The following is a 21,931-nucleotide window of genomic DNA, read 5'->3' as shown; positions in this document are numbered from 1 at the left end:
TTACGTATATTTACGTAATATATAAAATCTTATGCGAGTTGTATTCCCTTTATTTGTTTTTCTGTTTCTAGTTTTAGATACGCAAGCGCAAATCACGGTAAGCGCGGAAATTCGGCCACGAGCAGAGTTTCGGGATGGCTTTAAAAGACCCCTAAATCAAACTGAGCGTCCTGCCTTTTTTATAGAACAACGTTCCAGAATTTACCTGAGTTATAGTAACGAGAAAATGGATCTCGTACTGGTTCCACAAGATGTGCGCATTTGGGGCAATACGGATCAAGCGGGTAAGACTGATCCGTCGTTGACAAATTTTCAGCAGGCTTGGGCCGGATTTAAATTTAATGGCGCGCAGCGCTTTTTAGTTGGGCGAATGGAATTAGACTATGATAACGCACGTATTCTAGGAAATCTTGACTGGGCTCAGCAGGGCAGAAGTCATGACTTGCTTAAATATGAATATAATGGAAGCAAAAATCGCCTCCACATTGGCTTAGCCTTTAACCAGGACGCAAATAATCCCGAACCCACCAAATTAAGTGAAACCTATTATCAGGGATTAAACAACTACAAATCACTTCAATTCGCCTGGTTTCATCACGACTTCAAGCAAATAAGCACCTCTATTATTGCTTTAAATGAGGGGCGGCAACATGCACCGGACACCGGTTACTTTATGCAAACTGCGGGTTTCAATATGCAAGCATCATTCGCTCCTTTTGTATTTTATGGAGAGGGGTACTATCAAACCGGAAAAAATAAAGACGGTTTTTCAAAACGCGCTTTTTTAGCTTCCTTACAACTGTCTTTTAAACCTACGGGCACTTATAAGATAGAACTTGGAAACGATTATCTTAGTGGCGACAAACAAAGCTCTAAGACAAATGAAGCCTTTGATCCGCTCTATGGAACCCATCATAAATTTTACGGCTATATGGATTATTTCTATGTGGGGAGCGACCATGGCAATAAAGGGCTAAATGACTTATTTTTGAAAGTAAACTGGATCAAGAAAAATTGGACAATATCTATGGATGGGCATCATTTTTCGGCGGCCTCCGCCATAACGGATGAAGAAGGAATCCCTAGATCACGCGATTTAGGCACCGAACTGGATTGGACCTTTTCCTATAGTTTGGCAAAGGAGGTTAACTTAAAAGGTGGTTATTCGCACCTATTTTACACCTCGAGTATGGCGATTATTAAGCAGGCAGGCAGCCTACATGGACAATCATCATGGGCGTGGTTAATGATCACATTCAAACCGACACTTTTTCAGGATGCACAACACTAAATATATAATATGGCCGAAAGCTTGTTATCCGTATACGATCGGGCACATTTAGTTCGAGTATTTGTAAAGGGAGGCATGATTGCCCCCAACTATCTACTATCAGTTCTACGTGCAAGTGAACTGGCGAACAACGATTTCATCCATTTCGGATCTAGGGAAGATATATTGTTTCCGGTCGAACAGAGTAGACTGCCTATCGTAGAACAACATTTAACAATGCATCAAATAGATTTCGAATACGGAAAGCGGGATGCGTTTCAAAATATTGTCAGCAGTGCCATTGCGCTGGATATAACGGCTAATACCTCTTGGTTAAATCTGGAAAAATATCGTTTCATATTGGAAAGCTTCCATTTTGTGCCCCGGCTTAAAATTAATTTATCGGATCCTAAACAGGCTATGGTTCCCCTCTTTACAGGGCATTTAAATTTCGTCGCTTCTGAATATACGGATTATTGGTATTTATACCTACGCAGCGAACAAAATAGACACGAGCTCGAAAAATGGCCTACATTAATTCATTCGTCGGACCTTCCTAAACTTAGTAAATTTATTGAGAGCAAATGGCAGAAAAATCCGAAATTACTACTGCCCGATTTAATCGTAGGTTTGGCGGAGTATCTAAAACTGGATAGTATTGTAAGCAATGACGAACTGAAATTGCCGGACACATTTTTTCCCTATTATGAAGGGCTTAACAATGTTGACGAAACCAACCTATGGCTTGGCTTATATTGGCGTAACAATAGATTTGATATCGAATTTCTAAAAAAATCCTGCACATTATGTATTGAAAGTGGTATTCCGTTTATTTATATCAGTCCATGGAAATCTTTTGTGATTAAGGGAATAAAGTCTACGCACCAGTTAAAATGGGAAAAGTTAATGGGACAAATGGGGATTAATATGCGACATTCCAGTTTAGAGTTAAATTGGCACATTCCGGTACTAGATGAAGAAGCGTTACTATTAAAGAGATACCTAGTTCAAGAGCTTGACCAACAGGACATATGTACCCATGGTCTTACATTTACCATTGAAACGGCTGAAGACAAAAGATGGTTTACAAGTATTGTCATACAAAAAGACAATATATTAAGCAGCCATCATTTGGCAGCATATAATGTGTTATATGCTAAGGGCTTTAACCCCAACAGTACCATCTATTACAGTTACGCAAAATTAGTGGGTAAGGAAATTTTACCAGCCTTGCTTATTGAATTAAGTAAACTCTATTATAAACGGTTCAGAATATAAAGGACCTAGCTGCCCTTGATTATTCATCCTGTTATGCTTAATTAATGATATGTAACATTCTTAACCGGTTGTAAAAATTTGTGCTAAAAAAAATTATTTTTGATAGAGGCTTCCTGTGCTATAGGCAAAATAATAACAATCTCATAGGTTTTGTGGCCGCGGTCCGGCAAGCTGTTGAAATATTTTGCAGTTCACTTTCGGTTCAAATCCAACTTGTCGATGTAGCCAAATTGGAGAAAAGCTAACGGAAAACTAACTGAAAAAGAGTATACAGTGATGTTGAATTGCCTTGACGTGCAGCCATTTAAAAAATGTTTTTTGCATGAAAGAATTACCGATATATTTAGATTATTGCGCAACGACACCCTGTGATCCAAGAGTTTTGGAAAGGATGCTGCCTTATTTTACTGACTATTTCGGCAATGCTGCTAGTAAAGACCACCATTACGGATGGATGGCAAAAGATGCGGTCGAATTAGCAAGAGAACAAGTAGCTGATCTAATTGGTTCAAAACCAAATCAAGTGATATTTACTTCCGGTGCTACGGAATCTGTTAATTTGGCATTAAAAGGACTGATGGAAGGAACTAACCGAAAGCGCAGCCATATCATAACAACAAAAGTCGAGCATGAGGCCGTGTTAGATTCGTGTAGGTACCTCGAGCAGCAAGGAAATACGATTACATATCTCGACGTTGATAAAGAGGGGGGGCTTTCGCTTGAAGCATTGGAACACGCCATTACGCCCGAAACGCTTGCCATTTCAATTATGTACGCAAACAATGAAACAGGCGTGGTTAATCCGGTAAAAGAAATAGGCGCTATTGCACGGAAACATCAAGTTAAGTTCGTATGTGACGCTACACAAGCCGTAGGGAAAATCCCCGTTGATGTTCAAGCGGATGAAATCGATCTGTTATGTTTTTCGGCACACAAAATATATGGACCTAAAGGAGTAGGAGCACTTTTCATTAACGAGAAATCACAAAAGCCACTTGTTTTTAAGCAACAGCACGGAGGATCTCAGGAACGGGGTCATCGCGGTGGCACATTGAATATACCAGGCATCGTTGGCTTTGGTCAGGCTGCAGCTATATGTAAAGAGGAGATGAATGACGAGGGAGCTCGCCTACAATCGCTTCGAAATCGTTTTGAGGAATCACTCCTGGAAAAGGTAGCAGGCTCCACTGTCAATGGAAGAATAAACAGGTTACCTCATATAAGCAATATACGGTTCCCCGGGGTGGATGCAGAAAGATTATTACTGAAAGTTTCCAAATATTTAGCTCTAAGTCGTGGCAGCGCCTGTTCGGGGCTAATGCAGAAAGAATCGCATGTGTTAAAGGCGATGGGTTTAAGTAGGGAAGAAGCCGGCCAAGCGATTCGCATAAGTTTGGGTAGGTTTACAAAAATGGAAGACGTGGTATATGCTATTAACGTATTAACCGATGCTGTAGAAGAAGCATTATCGGGAAATGGATTAAGCGTATTAAAACCGCTAACTTTATAAATTTCATGAAAGAAATAAGGCAAATCTTAAGAGCATATGATATAGCTTGTCAAAAGGGACAGCGTGTAGCCTTGGCGACGGTTGTACACGTCGACGGATCCTCTTACAGAGGGCCGGGTGCGAGGATGCTGGTGAGTGAAGATGGCACCCTTACCGGCGCCATTAGTGGCGGTTGCTTAGAAGGAGACGCTCTACGAAAGGCGCTTATGGCTATTGCGGAACAAAGACCGCTATTGGCAACCTATGATACGAGCGACGACGAGGATGCTATTTTTGGCATGGGGCTAGGCTGTAATGGTATTATCCGCATATTGATTGAACCTATCAATACAAATGATGATGCGAACCCAATTGAACTTCTGAGAAAAGCCGCAGACACGCGAGAACCAAGCGTGATCGTTACTTTTTTCTCCTTAGACGACAAATGGAATCCCTTACAAGGAACCTATTTGCTGATGAAAAACAATAAGATGGTTGTTAAGTCCGGCGCACTACCCCTATCAATTGATATTTTCTTACATGATATCAATAAAACACTTGAACATAAGCATACGTATCTTGTAAAATACAACATTTCGACGACGTCTTCAAACCACAAAGAACTCACGGCAATTTTTGAATATTTAGCTCCCGATATTTCCTTAGTGATCGCGGGGGCGGGAAATGATGTTTTTCCGTTAATAGACATGGCTGAAGTGTTAGGTTGGCAGATTACATTAATCGACGGCCGACCGGCTTATGCAACAGCATCACGTTTTCCATCCTGTCATCTAATTGTTGCTGATGCCGATAAGGCATTGCATGAGGTTTTATTAGATGACAGGACAGCTGTCGTCTTAATGACTCATAACTATCAATATGACAAAAGCTTGCTAAACTCCTTACTATCAGAAAACAGAGTACCCTATATCGGCATGCTGGGTCCAAAAAAGAAAAAGCACAGCATGTTAACGGAATTACGTGAAGCCGGTGCCCATTGGCAAGAAGAGGCTTTAATTCATTTGTATAGCCCCATGGGGTTGAATATAGGCGCAGAAACACCGGAGGAGATAGCGCTGTCTGTAATTGCCGAAATAAAAGCTATTTTTGCTAGGAGAGATGGCGGGTCTTTACGGGATTATCCCGGAAAAATCCATAACCGAAACGATGAGATTGTCATATCGGATAACAAGCAATTTATAGGATAGTAATCAAAGGTGAAAAATATACAGAATGGAATTATTTTATTAGCGGCCGGTTCCTCTCAACGCATTGGTAGGCCGAAACAACTGCTATCTTATCGCGGGAGTACTTTGGTTCGCCGGAGTGTTCAGATTGCTGAAGCAACGAATCCTGCTGCATTAGTCGTCGTGTTGGGTGCAGCTGCAGATCTCGTAAAAGACGAAATACGAGGACAAAAGATTAACCTTGTTTATAATCCCGATTTTAAAAATGGAATTGCCTCCTCCATCCGGTGTGGAGTTGATTATCTCTTAAAACATTATGCGGCAATCGAGAACATAATTATTATGGTATGTGATCAGCCTTATGTAAGCAAGAAACATATAAACAGACTGATGGAAGAGCAGCGAAAAACAGATGCAAAAATAGTTGCGAGCTCATACGCGGATCAACTGGGCGTGCCTGCTCTGTTCAATAAAACATTGTTCAACGAGCTGACTCTCTTAACAGGAGATATAGGAGCAAAAAAACTCATCCAAAAACACAGAGCAGAAGCAATAGCCATTCCGCTGTCGTACGGTGAAATAGATGTGGATACAGAAGAGGCTTACACACGTCTAATTGCCTCAACGATTGAAAAAAAGCAATTAAAACAGCGAAAAAATGATAGTTGATAGATACAATAGGGTACATGATTATTTGCGGATATCGTTAACTGATAGATGCAACCTGCGCTGCTTTTACTGTATGCCCGAAGAGAGTTACGACTTTACGCCGATGAAACATTTAATGTCCGCAACCGAGTTAGAAATCATAGCTGGTCATTTTGTCCGATTAGGTGTAAATAAAATTCGACTTACGGGAGGAGAGCCGATGGTTAGAAGTGATTTTGGCGACATCATTTTGCGACTGGCGAAGCTGCCTGTAAGCTTGCATATTACAACCAATGCCATTCTATTAGATCGTTATTTTGATGTTTTACGAAAGGCGCGTATTGGCACACTTAATATTAGCTTGGACACCCTATCAGCCGAAAAGTTCAAAAGGTTAACCCGAAGAGATAAATTCGATTTAACTATGCGAAATATTCATATGGCGCTACAACAAGGTTTTCAGGTCAAAATCAATATGGTGGTGATGAGGGATTTTAATGAAGATGAAATATTGGATTTTGTGGCATGGACAAAAGAGGAAAGTTTGGATGTACGATTTATTGAATTTATGCCTTTTGAAGGTAATAAATGGACAAGCAATCAAGTATTCAGCCTCAAAGAAATCGTAAGTCTCGTTGAATCAAAACACAAAATTCAAGTGATTGAAGGATCATTACACGACACGGCCAAACATTATAAAATCAGTGGGCATAAGGGGCGGTTTTCAGTTATTAGTACAATGAGTGCGCCGTTTTGTGAAGGGTGTAATCGCTTACGATTAACCGCCGATGGAAAAATGAAGAATTGTTTATTCTCAAAAAATGAGAGTGATTTATTGAGCGCCCTGAGAGATGGTTTACCGCTCGAACCGTTAATTTTACAAAACATATCAACAAAAGCAGAAAAATTAGGCGGACAATTTAGCGTAGATTTCAGCAAGCTTAAGCAGGAGAGCCTCAAAAATAGAAGCATGATTAGTATCGGAGGCTAATAGACAAATAAATACAGATATATGGATCGATTGATTAGCGTTGAGGAAGCAAAAAACATAATTAATGAGCAGCAAATTAAGAAGAAAATTCTTCGTGTGCCTGTTCAAGACGCCTTGGGAAAAGTCTTGGCAACTGATTTATATGCTCCGATTGATATTCCTGCATTTCATCAATCTTCGATGGATGGCTACGCTTTTTCCTTTAAGTATTGGAAACAAGAACAATCACTTTCTGTAACCCATGAGATTCCTGCAGGAAGTAAGGGGCCGCTTCGGGTACCGGAAACCAATGCGGCACGTATTTTTACCGGTGCTGCACTTCCTTTAGGCGTAGATACGGTTGTCAAGCAAGAATTAATTGAACTAAAAGATAATCAGATTGTAATCAAAGATCCGTCTATTTCCTTAGGCGATAACGTGAGATTAAAAGGCTCGGAAATCAAAGAGGGAGAGCAAGCTGTGGCCGCCGGTACCGTGCTTGGCCCGGCTACCATTGGCTTTTTATGTGGAATTGGTCTGTCCGAGGTTGATATATTCGCGTCACCTTCCGTCGCTGTTATTGTTACAGGCGATGAACTTAAACAGCCGGGTACGCCCCTTGCTCATGGTGAAGTATATGAGGCATCTTCTGCTATGTTATCAGCTGCCTTGCTGCAAATGGGAATAAACAGAGTTAAAACATATTATGTGAAAGATAACTTAGATGACACAATTATCCAGCTACAAAACGCATTGGCATTTGCAGACGTGATAATTCTTACAGGTGGTGTAAGCGTTGGAGATTACGATTTTGTGGTAAGGGCAGCTGAAGCATGTGAAGTAGAAAAGCTTTTTCATAAGATTAAACAGCGCCCCGGAAAGCCGTTATTTTTCGGAAGGAAGTCAGAACAAATGGTCTTTGGACTGCCCGGAAATCCCTCATCTGTTTTAACCTGTTTTTACGAGTACGTTTGGCCGGCACTACGCTCCTTTGGAGGACACGAAAAGCAATTGAAGACATTAAAGGTACCCTTACGAATATCGTATACAAAAAATAATCAATTAATACACTTCTTGAAAGGATATTACGATAATGATAAAGTCACCATACTCCATGCGCAGGAATCTTATAGGCTACGCTCGTTCGCTATGGCCAATTGCCTTGTTGTACTGAATGAGGAAATGAAAACCTATTTAGAAGAGGAGTTGGTTGAAATACATTTAATTCCCACTTATGGATAATTTATTGGTATTTTACATAGTACTGTTTGCAGTTGCTTTTTTATATTCTTCCGTCGGACACGGCGGAGCTAGTGGCTACCTTGCCCTTATGGCTTTGTTCGGGATTACGCCTGCCGTAATGAAACCAACCGCCCTCATGCTTAATCTCTTCGTAGCACTTACTTCATTCACATATTATTATAAGGGAAAATATTTTAATAGTAGATTATTCTGGCCGCTCGCATTAGCTTCTATACCAATGGCTTTCGTGGGAGGAAGTATGGTGGTTCATGCCGATCTTTATAAAAAGCTATTAGGTATATTTCTACTCATCCCGATCATTCGTTTTTTATTTTTTAAAGATATAGAAGTAGATGAAACAAAAAAGCCGGCTATAGGTTGGTTGCTCTTGATTGGAGGAAGTATAGGTTTCTTGTCGGGATTGCTGGGAATAGGAGGTGGGGTCATACTCTCACCCATCTTATTATTGCTAGCCTGGACAAATCAAAAACAAACGGCGGCCATCAGTGCCTTATTTATTTTTGTAAATTCGTTATCAGGTTTGTTCGGTCAAATAACAAAGGGTATAACGTTTAGCCCGGATATGGTCAGTTATGTGCTTGTTGCCTTTACAGGAGGATTATTTGGCTCCTATTTTGGTGCCTTGCGTTTTCAACAATCAGCAATCAAGTTATTACTGGCCTTAGTTCTGATGGTCGCGTCCTTCAAATTATTTTTACCTAATTTGATATAAAATGTCTATTTCAATATTATTCTTTGGTCAATTAACCGATATTACAGGTTGTTCGCAATTGAAAATGGATCATGTCGAAGACACAGATCAACTGAACGCCGTTTTAACGGACCAATATCCTTTGCTTGCACAGACCAAGTATGTAATTGCAATCAACAAGAAAATCATTAGAACGAAAGTAGCACTATCCCACGAAGTAGAAGTAGCTTTACTTCCACCGTTCTCGGGAGGATAAAAAGGTGAGAAAATGGAAAAAGACATAATCGAGCGTTATCACCGACAAATTATTTTAAACGAGTTTGGCGTTGCAGGACAGAAGAAACTTTTGCAATCGTCAGTACTTATGATCGGAGCTGGCGGACTGGGATGTCCTGCTTTACTTTATTTAACTGCCGCAGGTCTTGGGAGAATCGGTATCGTAGACGATGGATTAATTGAGTTGAGTAACCTCCATAGGCAAATATTATACGGAACGCAAGATATTGGGAAGAAGAAAGTTGATTGCGCTAAAAGTGTGCTTCTACAGGTAAACCCGGGAGTTGAGATTGATTTATTCGACGAAAGGATCACCTCTGTGAATGCGCTGGATATTATAGCAGATTATGACATTGTAATTGACGGTACCGATAACTTTGAAACTCGCTATATGATCAATGACGCCTGCGCTATTCTGGAAAAACCACTGATTTACGGAGCTGTATCTAAATACGAGGGTCAAGTCGCTATTTTTGCAAATGGTATACATTACCGTGATATCTTCCCCTCTCCTCCGCGAAATGGGGAGATTATGAACTGTAGTGAAGCTGGCGTTTTAAACATATTACCCGGCATTATCGGCAATTTTCAAGCAAATGAGTGTATTAAGCTGGTAACCGGGATCGGTGAGCCACTTATAGGAAAACTTTTAACCTATAACGCGCTAAATAACCAAAGTTATACGATAGAAATTGACAGCACTGAGTTGAGCAGTCAATTAAAACCAAAAAGCCAAGAAGATTTTCGAAAAATTGACTACGGATATTTGTGTTCTGCGCCAATTGCAAGCGTAGAAGAAATCAATTCCGATCAATTGGCTGCATTATACATGAACGACCAAGTAGATATTGTAGATGTGCGCGAGATTTCCGAGAAACCAAAAATCACTAAATACAATCATCTAAGAATCCCGTTGTCTACTTTAAAGGACCAGGTCAAATTGATTCAAAAAGATACTGTTGTGTTTGTCTGTCAGAGCGGAAAGCGCAGCTTATTTGCTGCCGAACAGTATAAAGAAATCGTAGAGGTGCAGCAGAAGAGAGTTTATAGTTTGAAAGGAGGGGTAAGCTCATTGGCATGTCCGGTTTAATCTCGTGATGTTACCTAATAAAAAAAGCTTATTGAAAAAAACAGAGAAGTAAAATGGTTGATATTACTTATAAATTTAACACATTACGACAAGCGATTGCTATCGCTACTGTACAAGTATCATCAGAAGAGACAATACATGCCATTCGTAATAAGGCCGTTCCGAAAGGAGACATTTTCGAATTTTCAAGGGCGTCCGGCCTATTAGCTATCAAGAAAACAGCTGATTTGGTTCCCGACTGCCATCCCGTTCCCATTGAATATGCACATATCAGTTTTGAAATAGTAGAGCTATCGATCGTTATTCGAGTGGAAGTACACACAATTTACAAAACAGGGGTTGAAGTGGAAGCCATGCATGGTGCGATGAACGTTGCTCTTACCATATATGATATGCTAAAACCGATTGATAAGGCAATAGAGATAAGAGGCGTCAGGCTAGAGAGTAAAAAAGGAGGAAAATCGAACCTTCGGGAAGCCGTACCGATACCGTTTAAATGCGCCGTTATAGTCTGCTCGGATAGCATTGCACAAGGTGTAAAAGAAGATCGTTCGGGGAAAATCATAGCAAGTAAGCTGAAAAAATATGATATTCAGATTAGCGAATACATCATTATCCCCGACGAGAAAGATATTATCCGGGAAAAGGCAAATTATTTTAAAGAAAATGGTTATCAACTGGTGCTCTATACCGGAGGTACGGGCCTTTCATCACGTGATGTAACCCCTGACGCCATACGGCCCTTATTAGATCAAGAGATCCCCGGAATTATGGAAGCCGCCCGCGCATATGGGCAACAGCGCACGCCTTTGTCAATGCTATCGCGAGGCATCGCAGGTTTTATCGGAGAAATGCTAATCATTACGTTGCCGGGCTCCACAAGAGGGGTTGAGGAAAGTATAGATGCGTTGTTCCCAGCTATTTTACACGTTTTTAAAATAAAAAAAGGATTTAACCATGGATAACCCAATCAATCCAATTGATCCGTCATGGGACGTTGTTTTTTGACATATAATTCGTCAACCAAAACAATAATAACCACTAACAACGGGGTGGCCAATATAATTCCCAAACCTCCCGTTAGCGTTCCGAACAATACTTGGCTGATTATTATGAGCGCGGGAGGAATCTTTATCATTACATTTTGGATCATTGGAGTAACAACGTTGCTTTCTATTGCTTGAATGACCACATAAAGCAGGGCGATTAATAGCGCGGTATTGGCACTTACGGTAAATCCGATCAAAACGGCAGGAATCATAGCGATTAAAGGCCCAAAATTTGGAATAAAATTCAGAAAACCGGCTAGAAAAGCCAAGGCGAGTCCCATAGGAACACCGATAAGGGACAATCCGATAAAGGATAACGAGGCGATGAAAAACATCGCAATTAGCATCCCCTTTAACCATCCTTTCAATGTGAAGTCCAGCCTTCGGATTACATCCCTTGCTTGCTTTTTATTTCCGGGGGGGATCAGTTTTATAATTCCTTCACGATATAGTTTAGGGTTAACCGTAAAGAAAATCCCGATAAAAAGAATGATATACATATCGCCCACCACTCCAAAACTCGTTCGAAACACATCCTGAAAAGATTTCATCATCTTTTCGCCATTTCCGTCAGACAGATAAAAAAGTAATTTCCTGCCTATGTCAGAACGGCCTAAACGTTCCCTTACATCCCTCAAAATTTCTGGTATATCCTGTGTCATTTCACCTACCTGCATAGAAATTTTCGCTCCAAGAAACCAAAACAGAACACCCACCAACGCAAGCGTTATAAAGATGCCTGTTAACAGGCACCATCCATGACTAAGTTTAATTTTTCTTTCTAAAAGGTTGGCCAGCCCATGAAAATATATTGCCATCAGTGAACCGGCAAAAACCATAAGCAAGACATTAAACGCAGCCTTTAAGATAAAAATAACAATAACCAGGAGAGAGATGATGCCAACAGTTATCCACAACTTTCTTGTATAATGCTTTAAATCATTTTTTTCGGTCTCCCGGGAGTTATTTTCCGACATTATCTTCTCTATTATTTCTTTTAAACTGCAGTATTTGCTAAACGATGATGGTTTATCAGTGCTTTGGTAATCGTTTTACCAATTTGTTCGATTGTCTGGCTAATAATGGCGTCAGGTGTTCCCGTAAACAATTCTCGACAGTTCATCACTTTCTTTCCAAGAACAATACTGTAAAACATGGTTCCAACAGGCTTTTCAGCACTTTCGCTACCTCCGGCACTTGGCAATCCGGTTACCGCCACTAACACGTCAGCATCTATTAAATTTTTCAGCCGAACGGCCATTTCTTGTGTTACCTCTTTTGATTCGGGGGAATACTGATCTACCAAGCTTTTAGGTACACCTAGGAGTTTTTCTTTAAGCTTCGCATCATAACAAACTATGCCACCTTTTAGGAAGCTCCCTGCCTCTGGCAGTTTCGCGAAGGTTGATGTCAAACTACCCCCGGTAGCGCTTTCAGCAAAGGCGATAGTTAAACGGTTGTCTTTAAGTAATTTAGCACATTGCTCAATGGCTACTGAATCTGTTTCTATCATAATTATATCATTACTATAGAAATAACCATCCTAATTTTATTTTGTTCTGTAGCTGTTAAAGATTACTTCGTTCTTTGGGGCAATAATCCCTGATGTTTATCTTGCGCACTATCAACTTGATCAGAAACGATAAATTGGCGTAACTCACCTTTCTCCCAAGCATTAGCCATCGGATCCACCGTTGGGAAAGGAATTTCACTTCGTTGTTTTTTTCTTTCTCTAGATGAAACGCCCAATCTGTGATCCCTATCTCGTAGTAGATCATTTTTTAATTGTCCATCGCGTGTAAATCCCATCATAAGCATGGGACTGCCTATGGGTAAGGTATGTTGCTGATCGGTATGCCATGTATGTATGGTCTTACCGTAAGTGGAAATTAATTTTTCCATGAGTTCCTTTTCCACTGCTTCCGGAATGCCAGGTGCAACCAGCGTACCTGATTTGACTTCGTAATGATGCGAGTGCCATAGTTTTTTTTCTTCCTTAGGCAAGGTATTAAACAGTTTTTCAGTGACTATATATTCAATACCCATTATTTTCGAGTCTTTCGAATTGCCATCAAAAATAATTGCTTGATAGAAATCTTCATTTAATTGGCTAACATAATGATGCGCTTCCATTTGAGCATTCATATTACCATTGTAAAAGTGAAAGCCGTTTAGATAGACGTTAAATGCACTTAAAGGAGCTTTATTCTGTAGTATATCAGCACCCGTGTTTAATGCTTTGTCTTTGATTGTTTTATCTTTTCCCTGCTCATTCACATATGTTTGCGTGTTATTTCCTCCACAAGCAAAAATAAAAACAACGGAAACGATGGGCACTAGTGTTCTCATAGAGTCGATATTAGTTAGTTTCATTATGTTCCAATTAAGATGCCATGTTTTTGAGGATACGCTTTCTAAGGAAGATATTAAGTAAACCATTTACTAAAGCAGTACCACTCCATTCCAATTGTTATCTAAGATGTAAGACACTCTATTATGTATTTTAGTACACTATTAAAATGAAGCCAAAAAAAAATCAATGTTAATATGTTTGAAGAATATAGTTGAAAATGCCGTTTTGAACACCTTATCCATTTATTTTTAAGAATGTATTTTTTTTAGGCAATTAGGTAGAGATATTGTATAGGAATGTTAAGTAATTTAAACAATAAACGATTTACTTCAGCATTATGAACAACATACAAGAATTGAGCAACGAAAACTCTACACTATCTATTTTTTTCCATACTATGATCAGCGAAATATATTGGTCGGAAAAACATCTCGGAAATGTGCTACACACCATGAAAAGCACGGCAACGACCGATGAACTTAAGAAGGCTTTCGATATGCATATGAGCGAGACGCATGAACAATTGAGACGAATAGAGCAAATATTTGATCAGTTAGGAAAACCAATCAATGAAAGAAGCAGTCTCGGTATGCAGGGATTATTTGATGAAGGCTGGCGAGTTATTGACGAAACAGAGGAAGGATCTTTCCAGCGAGATGTAGCCTTGGTAATTGCAGCGCAAAAGGTTGAGCACTATGAAATTGCCTGCTATGGCAGTCTTATCAATCTGGCAACATTACTCGGATACAATTCGATAGTAGGGTTGCTTAAACAAAGTTTAGAAGAAGAAAAAGCGACAGACGCTAAATTGACTAAACTGGCGGAAGAACAGCTGAATAAAGCCGCTAAGCGTGAATTGTCAGATGAGCCAACACCGATAAGTGTAAGCGGCCGAAAGAAATCGTCAAAAGCACCGCTGAAAGAAGAACGGGAGACTAATGTTGCAAAACAGGGAGCTAAAGGGACTAAATCACCTACGGGGACAAGCAAAGGGAGTAAAGCTAATAAAACTGATAAAATGGACGGGGAATCAAAGATTAAGAAATAAACAAAGGTTGAGTTATGGAATTTACAATAAAAGAACCTGTTACCGACACTGTGGTACGTTTGAGTGCTGAACCTGAGGACTATAACGGACAACAGGGCTGGCGGATTCTTTATCCGGATAAAGAATCGTTTGTGATTGTAAAGGAGGGTGAGGATTGGAAAGTTGTCGATGAAGAGGATTTTAATCCGGAAATATTGTCGGTAATCGTTAATGGTCTTCGAGAAAGGGCGAACAATCCAAATAGTGATGTTGTATTCTGATAGAATTAGCTCCATCTTATAATAAACGAAGGCTGGTTTTTAAATATACCAGGGAACTCAATAGTAAGCAAAAGCAATTATGTAAGAATGAAAGATATAATTTTTATTCATGGCATGTTCTTAACTGCCAAAAGTTGGAAACCGTGGGAAAAATTCTTCGGAGCGCGTGGTTATAATTGCCGTTCGCTTTTTTGGCCTTTACATGAGGACGAACCTGCTATTCTTAGGAGCAATCCACCTGCTAATCTTGGCGATCTACATTTAGACGAGGTGGTAGCGAGTATGACGCATGAAATTTTGAAGCATGACAAGCCAGTCGTTATCGGTCATTCAGTTGGCGGTTTAATAGCCCAGTTACTTGCCAATAAAGACTTAGTTAGCCTTGCTGTAACCATTAGTTCCGTTGCACCGAATGCTATGCTTGAATTCGATTGGAACTTTATTAAAAACAGTGCGCTGATAACAAATCCGCTAAAGGGCAATAAGCCTTTTGTGATGGACGAAACTTCTTTCCATCAATTTTTTGCCAACACATTAGATAAAAGCACTTCCGACATAGCTTGGGAGGACTACGCTGTTTATGATAGTCGTAATATTTTACGCGATTGTATGGGACCGGTAGGCCAAGTCGATTTAAATAAACCACATATCCCATTACTTTTTATAATAGGGGAAGAAGACAAAATTATCCCCGTGGCTTTAGCGCAAAAAAATGCAAGGGCTTATACAGATAGTGAGAGCATTGTCAATTTTAAATCTTTTCCCCAACGAAGCCATTTCATCTGTGGAGAACCAGGATGGGAAGAGGTGGCGGATTATGTATATACCTGGATTAAAGGCCAGCAAACCGAACCCTCTGTAAAATTAATATAGCATAGCTTATAGCTATCATTCTCAACCTACGGTACTGCGGCACCCTTAAACAGTTCTTGTGATGTGGCGCGACTATCTGATGCTTGAGACCACTAGAGAAGAAAGGGATATGAAAAGAAGATATAGGAAAAATTTCAGTGATAAAGTCATCGTCATAACCGGCGCGTCTAGTGGATCAGGTAAAGCAATGGCAGAACAGTTCGCTCTAGCAGGAGCAACCTTGGTATTAGCGGCTAGAAACATAGAAGCACTAGAAGAGCTGGCATCCGATTGCCGATCTCTTGGAGCTGAGGTTCTCGTCCAGCAAACCGATGTCTCCAAGCCTTTAGAAGTTATTCGCTTGGCTGATATGGCAGCCTCTTTTAAAAAAAGAATTGATATATGGATTAACAATGCCGGTGTTCTGGCGGTAGGTAATTTCGAAGATATGCCTATAGAAGTACATGATCAACTTATTCAGACTAACCTAATGGGTTATTTACATGGTGCGTATACAGTAATACCCTATTTTAAGAAGCAGGGCAGAGGAACGCTCATTAATAATATCTCGGTTGGCGGCTTTTTACCAGTACCTTATGGCGTAAGTTATTCCGCCAGTAAGTTTGGTATTAGAGGCTTCTCAGATGCATTAAAGGCGGAATTAAGGAAATGGCCTCATATTCATATTTGCGATGTATATCCTGCTTTTCTTGATACACCGGGTATGTCGCATGCGGCCAACTATACCGGAAAAGTGATTCAACCGATGCCTCCTGTACATGACCCTGTCAGATTTGCAAAAAGTATATTGAAATTAGCTGATAATCCTGCAAGCTTTAACTGGGTTCATCTGTCTGCCGCCGCGCTTTCTCTTGCTTACCGGCTTTTCCCAAAGCTAACTTCGTACTTTTCTTATAGGATAATTTCATCATACCTGAAACGCGCAGATTTATCGGTGAAAACTGATGGTAATGTTTTTCTTCCGCTCGCCTATAATGTAGGTATAATAGGTGGGTGGCGATACGCTACGAAAGAGAAGATCAGACCTACTTTAGCGAAAGGTGCCTTAGGAATCCTCGGATTAACGGCTCTGTTGTTAGTAGCACCGCTATTATCTAGGAAGGTAAAAGGAATTGCAAGAAAACGTCAACTGTCTGAATAATTCATCTCTATTAGCTGCTTTTATTTTCTTGAACTGTCCCTTTGAGCAGCACTATCGGTGTTCATTGGATACATTTTTTCACTTAAAGTTGAATCTGAAGGCTGCTGCTTTTCAATCGTGTCCGGATCGAACTGTTCTTCTACATCATCAGGTGATTGACTGTCACAGCCACAACCATTTATAAAAAAGACAACGAAGAAAATAAAAAAGAGCAATTTGGAGCTTTTCATAGTGTTTTTTTAATAGATAGATCAATTTTTATTCCATTTGACTTAAATATACGCTTTCGATGATAGTCTTTTGATTGCAGCCGGTATTTATCCCAAATTTCTATTTTTAGCGAGTCGGTCCAACAACATTTATATTTGGCGAGGCAGTCTTTTCATTTGGACCGATTTTTTCGGTGTACTAAAATTTGTATACCGCTGTAACTCTTTTTAACATAGATAAATTCATATCCTGAAAATCTGTGCATTTTTTAAGCAGTCAATATTAGGCATGAGCAAAATTGGTCGATGGCAGGAATATTGTACCCGATGGTATACGACTCACATATAGATGTAACATGATACCAAACAAGAATAACAAAATAAATATCGATATCAATGGAGCCGGTAAAATAGAGACTGTAGATGTATTACGGCAAGGAGATGTTTTCGTTATTAACAGGGGGGGAGGTGAGCAGTTGTCGATTATTAGCAATGGTGAAGGCACATGGCGTTTAGTCAATGGAGTGGCCGATCAACAAAGCGTCGATAACATTGGAAAGGCCTTAATTTCCCATTTCGGCCTAAACAAAGTACTAAACACGGAGAGATTTAAATAAGCGATCACTTTTTTCACAAAATAGCTGAAGTCGTTTTTTGTTATTTTCATATTGTTTGGTCACTAATACCAAAGGGTAATCTATTCTTTCTCATACAAAGACACCATTAGTAAAGCAAAGAAAAAGCGTATAGAAATTTGGTCTAATTTTGCTATCAGGTAATATTAGCTTATGCGCAAATGAAGCTAAGGTGTTTTTTTTGTTCTTCGTTTCAGTATGGCAACCAGCTGCTCATGCCAATTGATAATATTTCCAATTACAAAATATTCACGTAGGTTATTTTTTATACTCGTTCGCATAATACGTTTGACAATGTCTTTTTCAACTTCGCCAACCTCTTTCACGCGACCTAAGAACTCAAGTGCAACCAAGGCAAGTAGCGCCCCGATTAAAAAAAGAAAATTCCATTCATGTAAAGAAAGGAGTTTAACCAGCTTGCTATAATAGGGGCTACTCAACTGGGCGGTCACCAAAATTTTTATATCGGTAAAATAGTCTGCCAAAAAGCCACCGATTAATGGTGCAAGCGATGAAAAAACGGCCGTGACGATATTCTTTACCGATAAATAAACAATAGCGTCGCCCTTTGGCGCTAATTTTAAGCCAACATTCGTTAATGATAAGTTAATACCTGCCGTAGCGATCCCACTCAAAATATATATGATTACCAATAGCGCGAGGTTGGCATATAAATGTGAATAAATCCCTACGAAACACCATCCAATAATACAGGCGATATAGAGTGGGGCACTTAATCTAATAATACTTTTATTGCTATATCGATCAGAAAATATGCCCCATATACGTAGTGTCAATATACTGAATAGTTGACTTATAATTCCCAAAACAATAATATACGACAGCGGTAAGCCTAAGCTTTTTATTAAAAAAACAGTGAAGAATGGCGTAGCGATGTTTAATGCAAATACCCAAGCTGAGTTGAAAACAAGTAATCGCCTGAAGTTGTCGTCTTTTAACGGAAGTGTGAACAAAGAAAAAATATTGGCACTCGTCAAGTAAGACTGAGGTTCCGGTGCTCTAGACAATAAATATCCTCCTAAAATCCCTATGCCACCTGCAATTATAAAAAAGGTTGCATACGTATATAATTCGTATTGCGGATAACGATTTTTTACAAAATCGAGTAAAAGCGCCAATATTATGCTTAAAATAACATTTACTGTTTGCGTATACCTGCTGCGTTTAGAAAAATAACTTCCCAGCATATTCTCAGGAACCATATCTTTCATCCACGAGTTCCAACTGGGCCCTGCGATAGAGCCAAAAAAATAATAGAAAAAAAGAAAGAAGATCAATATATTTACCGAAATGTCTGTTGTCCACCATACGGTAAGACCTATAAGAACCAAGGGTGTCCTTGCTAAAAAAGCACAGAAAACGGCTACAGCCCTTCGATTATTATATTTACGCACAAGCCATATTGATATGAGCTGGGAGAGATTGGTAATCATGGGTAATGCGGCAAGCAAACCGATCTGAACATTATTAGCACCTATCAAAATCGCTAAGGCAACTAAAAACGCTCCGCTTGTAAAAGAGGTCATGATTTCAGCAGCGAGTCCGTCCCATATAACCATATTAAGTCCATGGCGAATTTCCTCTTCTGTTAATACTTCTTTAGGCGTTAGCTTCATGAGAGTACAGATTTTTTGAATATTAGTCCAACTATTATTCCTAAAAGTCTCATGAGTAAAGATTCTCCGGTATGCTATAATTTTTTTCTTTTAAGATAATCAAGTCATAATGATACGAAGCAAATTCAACGGAAGACAGATTTAGTTATTGTATGTGTTAAACAAAACAGATACTATAACGTTCTTATTGCGAACATAGATCCTGTCAAAAAAACATGAAACCCGGCGACAACCACCATAAAAATAATTATAGAATCGATCACGATGAGCATAATCTTGCCTTGTTGACTCAACAAAAACAACTCACAGAAGAGAAGTATTTTTTCCTTCTCGACAATATTAATCAAGGCTTCTGTATTATAGAGCTAATCTGGAACGACCGGGAAGTCCCTATCGATTATCGGTTTATACAGGTAAATAAAGCATTCGAACGACAAACGGGCATTAAGAACGCCGTTGGTCGTACAATGAAAGAAATAGAACCATCACATGAGGAGCACTGGTTTCAAATTTATGGGGAAATAGCGAAAAGCCGCAAAGCGCGACATTTTGAAGCGCAAGCCGAGCTTCTTATCGGCGGTTGGTATGAAGTGGACGCCTTTCCGATGGAACATGATACCAATAAAGTAGCTATATTATTTAACGACATTTCAGAAAGAAAAAGAGCAGAAAAACTTACAAAAGAATTTACATTACAATTAGAACGAGAGGTTAAGGAACAGACAGCAGCCTTAAAAGAAAGTCAAGATCTTTTGCGGGCAACATTGAACAGTTCAAAAAATATAACGCAAGTATTGCAGGCCATTCGAGATGAAGAGGGCATGATTGTCGACTTTCGATACGTCTTTTCAAATAAGTTGGGGGAGCGAATTTTTGGGCATATTGCCGGCACGAACATATCGTCGTATGCTAATCACCTCGATCTGTTCGATCGTTATTCACGGATAGTTGAAACCGGCAAGGATAGTACATTTGAACAACCTCTTTCTATAAATGGAACACTGAGGTGGTATGATATGACGCTAATTAAGCTAAATGACGGTTTAGTGGTAAAAGGCTTGGATATTACCGAAAGAAAAGAAGCCGAAATTAATCTGAGAAAAAGCAACCAGTTACTCCAATCCATTTTTGACACAAGTTTAATTGGCATGTCTGTGTTGGAGGCGATACGCGATGACAGCGGCCGCGTAACCGATTTCCGCATAAAGATCGTCAGTAAAGAACTTGAACGGGAAACTAAGCGCTCAGACTTGGAAGGGAAGCTTTACTTACAAGAATATCCCGGAATAAAAAAGGTGGGTATTTTTGACATGATGCTCCGTGTAATCGAAAGTGGTAAGCCGGAGCAGATGGAATATCTATATACATACGATGGCTTTCATAAGTGGTTCTCTTGTATGTTTGTTAAAATGGACGATAGCTTGGTGGCCACTAATCTTGATATAACCGAACGGAAGATCGCTGAAGAAAAGATAAAGGAGGACGATGCGCTTTTACGAGGTATCGCTGAAGCTGCACCTGATATGGTATATGTAATTGACATCCGTTCGATGCAGATGGTATATGGGAACAATAAACTAGCTAAACTTCTCAATAGGTCATTGAACGACATCAAAGAAATGGGCGCCGAGCTTTTCGATCGAATAATTTACGCAGACGACCGCGCAAAATTTGATAATAACATTGATGCGCTCAGGCAAACAACGAAGGACGACGAAATAAAAGAGCTTGTATATCGACTAGTAGATGGTTATGGCAGATTGCATTGGATTCAGACACGGAGAACGGTATTTAAACGAGATAGTGATGGCCGACCAACTCATATCATAGGTATCTCGCTGGATATTACCGAGCAGGTATATTTACAAAAGAAGAACCTTCAATTAAGGCTGGAACGAAATGAACTGGAAAAGAAACAGCAACGGGAGATTTTTATGGCAACGCTGAATGCTCAGGAGGAAGAGAGGCGGCGGATCGCCGAAAACTTACATAACGGTTTAGGACAGTTATTGTACAGTGTAAAGCTTAACTTGGAGCAATTGAATCCTAAATTGGAAAATGATCCTGCAATTCATTTCAACTCACTAAAACAAGCTGAACGGCTGTTAACGGAAGCTATTAGAGAAAGCAGGAGGATATCACACGAGCTGATGCCTGCTATTTTAGAGGACTTTGGTTTGCAAGCCGCTATCGAAGATATATGTGAGCAGTTCAATAAGACTATCGATTTTAACTGCCAATTTCAGGGGCTGGATAGAAAGCTTGACAAACATATCGAAATAGCCGTATATCGAATGGTTCAAGAGCTCATCATCAATATTATTAAACATGCGCGAGCTACTCGAGCATCTATTTTAATAACACTTAATGGCGACATAATCTCCATTTCTATTGAAGATAATGGCGTGGGTTTCCGAGAAGTATCTCCAAAACGCGGAATAGGCCTAGGCACAATCCAAAACAAAGTCAAATTATTAAATGGTACTGTTGACATAAAGTCAACGAAAGGAAACGGAACAAAGATTCATATCCACTTTCCTTATAAGAAAGGAAAAAGTTGAAAA

At 39.7% G+C, this 21,931-nt stretch carries 22 protein-coding genes; 17 read left to right on the top strand and 5 right to left on the bottom strand.

Features of this window, described 5'->3' with window-relative positions; translation table 11 throughout:
- Positions 1–31 precede the first annotated feature (31 nt).
- The 11 genes from FKG96_RS15965 to moaCB all read left to right on the top strand — a co-directional run bounded on the left by FKG96_RS15965 (position 32) and on the right by moaCB (position 11,127).
- On the top strand, positions 32–1,291 hold the full coding sequence (locus FKG96_RS15965; protein WP_130855941.1) for an alginate export family protein: 1,260 nt from the start codon (positions 32–34) through the stop codon (positions 1,289–1,291).
- Between the two features lie 9 nt (positions 1,292–1,300).
- Positions 1,301–2,548 carry a rubredoxin domain-containing protein gene (locus FKG96_RS15960; protein ID WP_130855942.1) on the top strand — a complete coding sequence of 416 codons (1,248 nt, stop codon included), beginning with the start codon at positions 1,301–1,303 and terminating at the stop codon, positions 2,546–2,548.
- Between the two features lie 322 nt (positions 2,549–2,870).
- The gene (locus FKG96_RS15955) at positions 2,871–4,058 is read left to right on the top strand and encodes a cysteine desulfurase family protein (protein WP_130855943.1); all 1,188 of its coding nucleotides are present in this window, start codon (positions 2,871–2,873) and stop codon (positions 4,056–4,058) included.
- A 5-nt stretch (positions 4,059–4,063) separates the two neighbouring features.
- Entirely contained in the window at positions 4,064–5,245 is a 1,182-nt protein-coding gene (locus FKG96_RS15950) for an XdhC family protein (protein ID WP_130855944.1), read from the top strand.
- 9 nt (positions 5,246–5,254) lie between these two features.
- Positions 5,255–5,893, top strand: coding sequence for an NTP transferase domain-containing protein (locus tag FKG96_RS15945; protein ID WP_130855945.1), 639 nt, complete (start codon positions 5,255–5,257; stop codon positions 5,891–5,893).
- Positions 5,883–6,863, top strand: coding sequence for a GTP 3',8-cyclase MoaA (moaA, locus tag FKG96_RS15940; RefSeq protein WP_130855946.1), 981 nt, complete (start codon positions 5,883–5,885; stop codon positions 6,861–6,863). The genes FKG96_RS15945 and moaA overlap by 11 nt, the downstream gene beginning before the upstream one ends.
- A 21-nt stretch (positions 6,864–6,884) precedes the next feature.
- The gene (locus tag FKG96_RS15935; protein ID WP_130855947.1) at positions 6,885–8,084 is read left to right on the top strand and encodes a molybdopterin molybdotransferase MoeA; all 1,200 of its coding nucleotides are present in this window, start codon (positions 6,885–6,887) and stop codon (positions 8,082–8,084) included.
- Positions 8,077–8,817 carry a sulfite exporter TauE/SafE family protein gene (locus FKG96_RS15930; RefSeq protein ID WP_013666989.1) on the top strand — a complete coding sequence of 247 codons (741 nt, stop codon included), beginning with the start codon at positions 8,077–8,079 and terminating at the stop codon, positions 8,815–8,817. The genes FKG96_RS15935 and FKG96_RS15930 overlap by 8 nt, the downstream gene beginning before the upstream one ends.
- A 1-nt stretch (position 8,818) precedes the next feature.
- Complete coding sequence (locus FKG96_RS15925) at positions 8,819–9,052, top strand: MoaD/ThiS family protein (RefSeq protein ID WP_130855948.1); 234 nt, start codon at positions 8,819–8,821, stop codon at positions 9,050–9,052.
- Positions 9,053–9,064: 12 nt separating this feature from the next.
- A complete protein-coding gene (locus tag FKG96_RS15920) occupies positions 9,065–10,162 on the top strand; it encodes a HesA/MoeB/ThiF family protein (RefSeq protein ID WP_130855949.1) in 1,098 nt (365 codons plus the stop codon).
- A gap of 53 nt (positions 10,163–10,215) precedes the next feature.
- The gene (moaCB, locus tag FKG96_RS15915) at positions 10,216–11,127 is read left to right on the top strand and encodes a bifunctional molybdenum cofactor biosynthesis protein MoaC/MoaB (RefSeq protein WP_130855950.1); all 912 of its coding nucleotides are present in this window, start codon (positions 10,216–10,218) and stop codon (positions 11,125–11,127) included.
- Positions 11,128–11,132: 5 nt separating this feature from the next.
- Here the strand turns inward: moaCB and FKG96_RS15910 are convergent, their stop codons facing one another.
- The 3 genes from FKG96_RS15910 to FKG96_RS15900 form a co-directional block, all read right to left on the bottom strand.
- A complete protein-coding gene (locus tag FKG96_RS15910; RefSeq protein ID WP_013666985.1) occupies positions 11,133–12,188 on the bottom strand; it encodes an AI-2E family transporter in 1,056 nt (351 codons plus the stop codon).
- A gap of 20 nt (positions 12,189–12,208) precedes the next feature.
- The gene (locus FKG96_RS15905) at positions 12,209–12,724 is read right to left on the bottom strand and encodes a CinA family protein (protein WP_013666984.1); all 516 of its coding nucleotides are present in this window, start codon (positions 12,722–12,724) and stop codon (positions 12,209–12,211) included.
- 62 nt (positions 12,725–12,786) lie between these two features.
- Positions 12,787–13,560, bottom strand: coding sequence for an OBAP family protein (locus tag FKG96_RS15900; RefSeq protein ID WP_242627183.1), 774 nt, complete (start codon positions 13,558–13,560; stop codon positions 12,787–12,789).
- A gap of 341 nt (positions 13,561–13,901) precedes the next feature.
- Between FKG96_RS15900 and FKG96_RS15895 the strand changes: the two genes are divergently transcribed.
- The 4 genes from FKG96_RS15895 (at position 13,902) to FKG96_RS15880 (ending at position 16,886) form a co-directional block, all read left to right on the top strand.
- On the top strand, positions 13,902–14,612 hold the full coding sequence (locus FKG96_RS15895; RefSeq protein ID WP_130855952.1) for a ferritin-like domain-containing protein: 711 nt from the start codon (positions 13,902–13,904) through the stop codon (positions 14,610–14,612).
- Positions 14,613–14,626: 14 nt separating this feature from the next.
- Complete coding sequence (locus tag FKG96_RS15890) at positions 14,627–14,872, top strand: hypothetical protein (RefSeq protein WP_013666981.1); 246 nt, start codon at positions 14,627–14,629, stop codon at positions 14,870–14,872.
- Positions 14,873–14,959: 87 nt separating this feature from the next.
- Positions 14,960–15,745, top strand: a complete 786-nt coding sequence (locus tag FKG96_RS15885; protein ID WP_130855953.1) for a carboxylesterase — start codon at positions 14,960–14,962, stop codon at positions 15,743–15,745.
- Between the two features lie 61 nt (positions 15,746–15,806).
- On the top strand, positions 15,807–16,886 hold the full coding sequence (locus FKG96_RS15880) for an SDR family oxidoreductase (RefSeq protein WP_130855954.1): 1,080 nt from the start codon (positions 15,807–15,809) through the stop codon (positions 16,884–16,886).
- A gap of 20 nt (positions 16,887–16,906) precedes the next feature.
- Here the strand turns inward: FKG96_RS15880 and FKG96_RS15875 are convergent, their stop codons facing one another.
- Positions 16,907–17,116, bottom strand: a complete 210-nt coding sequence (locus tag FKG96_RS15875) for a hypothetical protein (protein ID WP_130855955.1) — start codon at positions 17,114–17,116, stop codon at positions 16,907–16,909.
- Positions 17,117–17,451: 335 nt separating this feature from the next.
- Here FKG96_RS15875 and FKG96_RS15870 point away from each other — a divergent pair, with 335 nt between their 5' ends.
- The gene (locus FKG96_RS15870) at positions 17,452–17,712 is read left to right on the top strand and encodes a hypothetical protein (RefSeq protein WP_130855956.1); all 261 of its coding nucleotides are present in this window, start codon (positions 17,452–17,454) and stop codon (positions 17,710–17,712) included.
- A 185-nt stretch (positions 17,713–17,897) separates the two neighbouring features.
- Here the strand turns inward: FKG96_RS15870 and FKG96_RS15865 are convergent, their stop codons facing one another.
- A complete protein-coding gene (locus FKG96_RS15865) occupies positions 17,898–19,367 on the bottom strand; it encodes an MFS transporter (RefSeq protein ID WP_013666977.1) in 1,470 nt (489 codons plus the stop codon).
- A 215-nt stretch (positions 19,368–19,582) separates the two neighbouring features.
- Here FKG96_RS15865 and FKG96_RS15860 point away from each other — a divergent pair, with 215 nt between their 5' ends.
- Positions 19,583–21,928, top strand: a complete 2,346-nt coding sequence (locus FKG96_RS15860) for a PAS domain S-box protein (RefSeq protein ID WP_130855957.1) — start codon at positions 19,583–19,585, stop codon at positions 21,926–21,928.
- Positions 21,929–21,931: the final 3 nt, after the last annotated feature.

Origin of the sequence: Olivibacter sp. LS-1, assembly GCF_008245145.1 — a bacterium.
In the GTDB taxonomy this organism is placed as follows: domain Bacteria; phylum Bacteroidota; class Bacteroidia; order Sphingobacteriales; family Sphingobacteriaceae; genus Olivibacter; species Olivibacter oleidegradans.
This window is presented reverse-complemented; position numbering and strand designations above follow the sequence as displayed.

Coding starts and splice junctions, on each gene's coding strand:
- FKG96_RS15900 (WP_242627183.1), bottom strand. CDS start 13,560: ATGAGAACACTAGTGCCCATCGTTTCCGTTGTTTTTATTTTTGCTTGT.
- FKG96_RS15860 (WP_130855957.1), top strand. CDS start 19,583: ATGAAACCCGGCGACAACCACCATAAAAATAATTATAGAATCGATCAC.
- FKG96_RS15920 (WP_130855949.1), top strand. CDS start 9,065: ATGGAAAAAGACATAATCGAGCGTTATCACCGACAAATTATTTTAAAC.
- FKG96_RS15890 (WP_013666981.1), top strand. CDS start 14,627: ATGGAATTTACAATAAAAGAACCTGTTACCGACACTGTGGTACGTTTG.
- FKG96_RS15935 (WP_130855947.1), top strand. CDS start 6,885: ATGGATCGATTGATTAGCGTTGAGGAAGCAAAAAACATAATTAATGAG.
- moaA (WP_130855946.1), top strand. CDS start 5,883: ATGATAGTTGATAGATACAATAGGGTACATGATTATTTGCGGATATCG.
- FKG96_RS15960 (WP_130855942.1), top strand. CDS start 1,301: ATGGCCGAAAGCTTGTTATCCGTATACGATCGGGCACATTTAGTTCGA.
- FKG96_RS15950 (WP_130855944.1), top strand. CDS start 4,064: ATGAAAGAAATAAGGCAAATCTTAAGAGCATATGATATAGCTTGTCAA.
- FKG96_RS15965 (WP_130855941.1), top strand. CDS start 32: ATGCGAGTTGTATTCCCTTTATTTGTTTTTCTGTTTCTAGTTTTAGAT.
- FKG96_RS15880 (WP_130855954.1), top strand. CDS start 15,807: ATGTGGCGCGACTATCTGATGCTTGAGACCACTAGAGAAGAAAGGGAT.
- FKG96_RS15885 (WP_130855953.1), top strand. CDS start 14,960: ATGAAAGATATAATTTTTATTCATGGCATGTTCTTAACTGCCAAAAGT.
- FKG96_RS15925 (WP_130855948.1), top strand. CDS start 8,819: ATGTCTATTTCAATATTATTCTTTGGTCAATTAACCGATATTACAGGT.
- FKG96_RS15870 (WP_130855956.1), top strand. CDS start 17,452: ATGATACCAAACAAGAATAACAAAATAAATATCGATATCAATGGAGCC.
- FKG96_RS15895 (WP_130855952.1), top strand. CDS start 13,902: ATGAACAACATACAAGAATTGAGCAACGAAAACTCTACACTATCTATT.
- FKG96_RS15930 (WP_013666989.1), top strand. CDS start 8,077: ATGGATAATTTATTGGTATTTTACATAGTACTGTTTGCAGTTGCTTTT.
- moaCB (WP_130855950.1), top strand. CDS start 10,216: ATGGTTGATATTACTTATAAATTTAACACATTACGACAAGCGATTGCT.
- FKG96_RS15875 (WP_130855955.1), bottom strand. CDS start 17,116: ATGAAAAGCTCCAAATTGCTCTTTTTTATTTTCTTCGTTGTCTTTTTT.
- FKG96_RS15865 (WP_013666977.1), bottom strand. CDS start 19,367: ATGAAGCTAACGCCTAAAGAAGTATTAACAGAAGAGGAAATTCGCCAT.
- FKG96_RS15955 (WP_130855943.1), top strand. CDS start 2,871: ATGAAAGAATTACCGATATATTTAGATTATTGCGCAACGACACCCTGT.
- FKG96_RS15905 (WP_013666984.1), bottom strand. CDS start 12,724: ATGATAGAAACAGATTCAGTAGCCATTGAGCAATGTGCTAAATTACTT.
- FKG96_RS15910 (WP_013666985.1), bottom strand. CDS start 12,188: ATGTCGGAAAATAACTCCCGGGAGACCGAAAAAAATGATTTAAAGCAT.